The organism is uncultured Aurantimicrobium sp., from assembly GCF_936931525.1.
Lineage (GTDB): Bacteria > Actinomycetota > Actinomycetes > Actinomycetales > Microbacteriaceae > Aurantimicrobium.
Window position 1 is genome coordinate 1 of the sequence record NZ_CAKZII010000022.1, and the last position, 5,532, is coordinate 5,532.

At 57.8% G+C, this 5,532-nt stretch carries 5 protein-coding genes and 1 riboswitch; of the genes, 2 read left to right on the top strand and 3 right to left on the bottom strand.

The window, feature by feature from the left end:
• From gcvP to gcvT, 3 genes are all read right to left on the bottom strand, one after another.
• A partial coding sequence (gcvP, locus tag Q0362_RS01005) for an aminomethyl-transferring glycine dehydrogenase (protein ID WP_298118824.1) occupies positions 1–2,448 on the bottom strand: 2,448 nt, incomplete at its 3' end.
• Positions 2,449–2,527: 79 nt separating this feature from the next.
• Complete coding sequence (gene gcvH, locus Q0362_RS01010; RefSeq protein ID WP_298118828.1) at positions 2,528–2,899, bottom strand: glycine cleavage system protein GcvH; 372 nt, start codon at positions 2,897–2,899, stop codon at positions 2,528–2,530.
• Positions 2,900–2,901: 2 nt separating this feature from the next.
• Entirely contained in the window at positions 2,902–4,041 is a 1,140-nt protein-coding gene (gene gcvT, locus Q0362_RS01015) for a glycine cleavage system aminomethyltransferase GcvT (RefSeq protein WP_298118832.1), read from the bottom strand.
• A gap of 133 nt (positions 4,042–4,174) precedes the next feature.
• Positions 4,175–4,266: riboswitch (glycine riboswitch) on the bottom strand.
• Between the two features lie 200 nt (positions 4,267–4,466).
• On the opposite strand from gcvT, the gene Q0362_RS01020 reads away from it, so the two are divergent.
• Together Q0362_RS01020 and nadA are read left to right on the top strand one after the other, a co-directional pair.
• The gene (locus tag Q0362_RS01020) at positions 4,467–5,195 is read left to right on the top strand and encodes an NrtR DNA-binding winged helix domain-containing protein (RefSeq protein ID WP_298118835.1); all 729 of its coding nucleotides are present in this window, start codon (positions 4,467–4,469) and stop codon (positions 5,193–5,195) included.
• Positions 5,192–5,532: quinolinate synthase NadA (gene nadA, locus Q0362_RS01025; RefSeq protein ID WP_298118838.1), on the top strand; the 341-nt coding region annotated here is incomplete at its 3' end. The genes Q0362_RS01020 and nadA, both read left to right, overlap by 4 nt.

Sequence of the window (5,532 nt, forward strand, 5' to 3'; positions counted from 1 at the left end):
CAGGTCCAGGATGCACTCGTGTGCAACGAGGCCGTTGTCTCCGGTGTAGAGAGTGGGGTAGTACTCAGCGAGACGCTTGGAGATGTAGTTCGCTGCGAGAACAGCAGAAGCTGTTGCGTCGCGAATACCCTGCTCACCCATCATGCGGACATAGGCCCACGAGATAGGAAGAATGCTGGGCGAACCATAGGGAGCCGCTGAGATCTGAGCGCCGTCGTGAGTGACGGTAGACACCGTGTCGCCTTCAACCAAGACGTGGTGAGGGTTCTGGATAGCAAAGTGACCAGGCAGGTAAGGAGCAAGGTGTGCCTTGGCGGCGACGGGGCCCACACCGGGACCGCCACCACCGTGAGGGATGCAGAAAGTCTTGTGCAGGTTCAGGTGCGAGACGTCGCCGCCGAAGTCACCGAAGCGTGCAAAACCAGTCATCGCGTTGAGGTTGGCGCCATCAACGTAAACCTGACCACCCGCAGCGTGCACTGCAGCAGTGATGTCGGGCACTGCGTGCTCGTAGACACCGTGAGTAGAGGGGTAGGTGATCATGAGAGCGGCAAGAGTGTCACCGTGCTCAGCAATCTTGGCTCGCAGGTCATCGAGGTCCACGTTTCCGACCTCGTCACACGCAATCACGACAACGCTCATGCCGGCAAGAACAGCAGAAGCTGCGTTGGTGCCGTGCGCGCTGGAAGGAATCAAGCAGACGGTGCGCTGAGTGTCACCGTTTGCCAGGTGGTAGCCACGAATAGCCATCAAACCGGCTAGCTCGCCCTGGCTACCTGCGTTGGGCTGGAGAGAAACAGTGTTGTAACCAGTGAGGTCAACAAGCCACTTCTCGAGCTGAGCGATCAGCTCGATGTAACCGCCGACGTCTTCCTTGGGCGCGAAGGGGTGCAGGCCACCAAACTCTGGCCAAGTTACTGCTTCCATCTCGGTAGCAGCGTTGAGCTTCATGGTGCAGGAACCCAAGGGGATCATGCCGCGGTCGAGGGCGTAGTCGAAGTCAGCCAGGCGCTTGAGGTAGCGCATCATGCTGGTTTCACTGCGGTGAGTGTTGAACACGGGGTGCTCGAGGTAGGCCGAGGTGCGCACCAGCTTGGCAGGCACTGCAGATGCCACTGCCTGGTAGGCAGCGTCTGCACCGAAGAAGCCAGCGACGGCTTCCACCTCGCCCGGGGTGGTGGTCTCGTCAACCGAGATGGTGATGCTGTCGGCATCAACCTGGTTGAGCAGGTAGCCACCTGCCTTGGCAGTCGCAGTAATTGCTGCTGCCTTGCCAGGAACGCTGACGTGGATGGTGTCAAAGAAGTTGTCGTGCGAGACGGTGACGCCACCAGCACGCAGAATCGCTGCCAGGGCGGTGGCACGTTCGTGCACCTCTGTAGCGATTTCTTTGAGGCCCTCAGGGCCGTGATAGACCGCATACATACCAGCCATGACGGCAAGTAGTACCTGTGCAGTACAGATGTTCGACGTCGCCTTGTCGCGGCGAATGTGCTGCTCACGTGCCTGCAGCGTCAGACGGTAGGCAGGTTCACCGTTAGCGTCGAGCGAAACACCGACCAGACGGCCGGGCATGCTGCGCTCGAGGCCAGCACGGACGGCGAGGTAGCCCGCGTGTGGACCACCGAAGCCCATGGGGACACCAAAACGCTGAGAAGAGCCGACGGCAACGTCAGCACCTAGCTCAGCAGGAGAAGTGATCAGAGTGAGGGCAAGCAGGTCAGCAGCCACGATCGTGATCGCACCAGCTGCCTTAGCCTTCTCAATGACGGAACTGGGGTCCCAGATACGGCCAGAGGCGCCGGGGTACTGAATGAGAACACCGAATGCTTCTGGAACGTCAACGCCAGAAGCCAGGTCGAGTTCGACAACCTCGATACCGACTGCCTGAACACGGCCCGCAATCAGGCTCTTGGTCTGAGCCAGGGTGTTGATGTCGACAACAAACACGTTGGAGTCCACCTTGGAGGAGCGACGGGCCAAGAGCATTGCTTCCACAGCAGAAGTGCTCTCATCGAGCATCGAGCCATTTGCGGTGGAGAGACCAGTGAGGTCAGTGACCATGGTCTGGAAGTTAATGATTGCTTCCAGACGGCCCTGAGAAATCTCAGGCTGGTAGGGCGTGTATGCCGTGTACCAGCTGGGGTTCTCCAGCACGTTGCGCTTGATCACGGCAGGGGTAATGGTGTCGTAGTAACCCTGACCGATGAGAGAACGACGAAGAGTGTTCTTCGACGCCAACTCACGCAGTTCAGCAATCGTCTCGCGCTCAGTTGCAGGCTCAGGGAGCAGAGATGAGCCGGCAGCACGGAACTGGTCGACGTGAATCGACTCAGGAATCGCAGCCTCAATGAGGTGCTCGATGCTGTCATATCCCAAGTGCTTAAGCATCTTGGCTTGAGCAGCTGAGTCAGTTCCGATGTGGCGGTTGACGAACGCGTTCGACATTCTTATTTCCTTGACTAGTCAGGCAGTGCAATAAAGATGGTGCGGTGCTGCCTAAGCAGCGACGAGAGGTGGTGGTGAACTATTCGCCCGTGAGCGCGGTGTAGGCAGCTGCGTCCAGCAGTGCTGGAACATCAGAGAAGCTCACCTTGATGAGCCAACCTGCGCCGAAAGGGTCGTCGTTGACGAGCTCGGGGCTGGACACAACAGCATCGTTGACCTCGGTGACAGTTCCGGTTACAGGAGCGTAGAGCTCACCAACGCTCTTGGTGGACTCGATCTCGCCAACGACGGTGCCTGCGGTGATCGAGGCACCTACCTTGGGAAGTTCAACATACACAACATCGCCGAGCTTCTCAGCTGCGTAGGCAGTGATACCGACGGTTGCGTTGTCGCCATCGACAAGCAGCCACTCGTGCTCTTCGGTGTACTGGAGGTTGGTGGGGTTAGCCATGGTTAGTTCTTCTTTCTGCTGTAGAAGGGGAGAGCGGTAACGGTATAGGGAAGACGAGTTCCGCGGATGTCAACATCCACGATAGAGCCGAGCTCTGAGACCGATGGGTCAACGAAAGCCATCGCAACAGGGTATTCAAGTGTGGGCGAGAGGGCACCAGAGGTGACCACACCCACCTTGTTCTCACCCGAGTAGACCTCGTAGTCAGCACGAGCAGCACGCTTGCCCTCACCGACGAGGCCAACAAGTACGGGAGCATCTGCGGAGACGCCCTTCTCTGACGCTGCGCGTCCGACGAAGTCGCCTTCCTTGGAGAGTGCAACTACTTTGCCCAGTCCAGCCTGAACAGGTGCAGTGGTGAGGTTCAATTCGTGACCATAGAGAGGCATTCCTGCCTCGAGACGAAGAGTGTCGCGGCACGCAAGGCCTGTGGGAACTAGTCCGCGGGTCTCGCCGGCGGCCATGAGAGAGTTCCAGAGAACTGCAGCGTGCTGAACATCAACGTAGAGCTCGAAGCCGTCTTCGCCGGTGTAACCGGTGCGACCAATCAGCATGGGGTTTCCCAAGAAGGTCGCAGGAAGTGACCAGTAGTACTTCAGCGCTTCGAGGGTAGGTTCGGGACGCTCTGCTGCTTCAGCAGCGAGCTCGAGTCCCACGGTGTGCTTGAGGATCTCTAGGGCGTTGGGGCCCTGCACAGCAATGAGTGCAGTGGCATCGCTTTCGTCCTTGACGTTGACATCAAAGCCGGTGGTGCGGTGGTTCAGTGCTTCAACGGCGGGGAAACGGTTACCTGCGTTAGCAACAACCAGCCAGTGCTGCTCCCCGAGGCGGTAGACAACGAGGTCGTCAATGATGCCGCCGGCTTCGTTGAGAAGAAGTGAGTACTTTGCCTGACCAATGTTGATGGCGGAAAGCTTGCCGGCCAGGGCGTAGTCGAGGAAGGCACCAGCTTCTGCACCGGTGACGGAAATTTCAGCCATGTGAGAGATGTCAAAGATGCCAGCTGCTGTGCGCACCGCATGGTGCTCAGCAAGGTCGCTGTCATAGCGCACGGGCATCATGAAGCCGGCGAAGTCAGTGAAGCTCGCACCGAGTGCTTCGTGCACAGCGTGCAGGGGTGAGTATCGAGGTGAGTCAGACATTGAGTTCTCCGATCGGTCAAGAAACCTTCGAGTAGGAACTCCCCCTCTGTCATTGGTGCCTGAGAGCTTCACTGCAGTTGCAGCTTTCACCGTGGGCGAGATGTTTTGTTCAACATCTTCTTTTCAGAGTGGTCCGTCCGATGCGGTACGCGTACCTGAGAGATTGTCGGGGAGGATTGCTCCTTCGGTGTTCACCTCGAAAGTGAACTCTCCCGCATCGATCGCTAGACCTCGATATTCAATTAGTGCTCTCAGTCTACGTCCGAAGGCCTGAGATAACCGCATACTTTTCTCCCTCAGCGGGCGGGTTCTCAAAGTTAGTTCAAGTCAAGGTTGAAGGTAGAAAAGCATCATTGCACTTCGAGTCAGGATGACACTAAGATAAATGTACTTAGAGTCAATCTGACTCTTACAAAGTAGGGGCAATGTCAACAACTGAAAGCCAGGTCGCGCTCGCCGTCTCCACGGTGATTTTTGCGCTGCGCCCTTCGCCGACCGGCGAACCTGAGCTTGTTCTCCCCCTCGTTCGCCGAATCCGTGCCCCCTATGAAGGACAGTGGGCACTTCCAGGTGGTCCCCTTAACCTTCACGAAGACCTTGCCGAGGCAGCATCACGAACCCTGTTAGAAACCACTGCGCTGGAGCCTCGATACCTCGAGCAGCTCTATGCGTTTGGTCAACTCGATCGCTCCCCTGATGACCGAGTGGTCTCGATTGTTTATTGGGCACTCGTTGCTGGCGATGAGGCAGACCGTGCTATTCAAAGCGAGAATGTGCAGTGGTTTACTGCCGATGATTTGCCTGCACTGGCCTTTGACCACAACCTGATCGTGGACTACGCCCTCTGGCGCCTGAGAACCAAGCTTGAGTATTCCCGCATTGCGCACGGATTCCTTGGTGAAACATTCACCCTGGCTCAACTGCGCGAAGTGTATGAAGTGGTCTTGCGCAAGCCAGTAGACCCCGGCAACTTCCGCCGCATGGTCGAAGCTTCTGGCACGGTGGAGGCAACCGGCGAACGCTTGGCTGGAACCCCTCACAGGCCTCCCCAGCTGTATCGCTATAACAATTCCATTGATCTCACGGACCACGGTCCCCTCTCACGCCTGAGTGCACCCCGAACCCTGGCATCCACCCGAGGAGAAAACAAATGAACACGACCGCCTCGGTCAACGACCGCATCCAGCTCATTGCCGCTGGCAAAAGTGATGAGAGCACCTGCTCCCCGGCACTAGCCAAGGGCCCCTGGGAGTTCGATAAGGGCACACCTGGCTATGGTCCAGGTGCTTCGATGGGGGATGTCATCCCGACTGGTTCACCTGTGCAGGGCGGACTCCCTGAGGAATACAAGACCGCGACTAACGATGAGCTCCACGCTCGCATCCGTGCAGCAAAAGAAACCCTGGGTGACAAGGTTGTCATCTTGGGCCACTTCTACCAGCGCGACGAAATCGTCCAGCACGCCGACTATCTCGGCGACTCGTTCCAGCT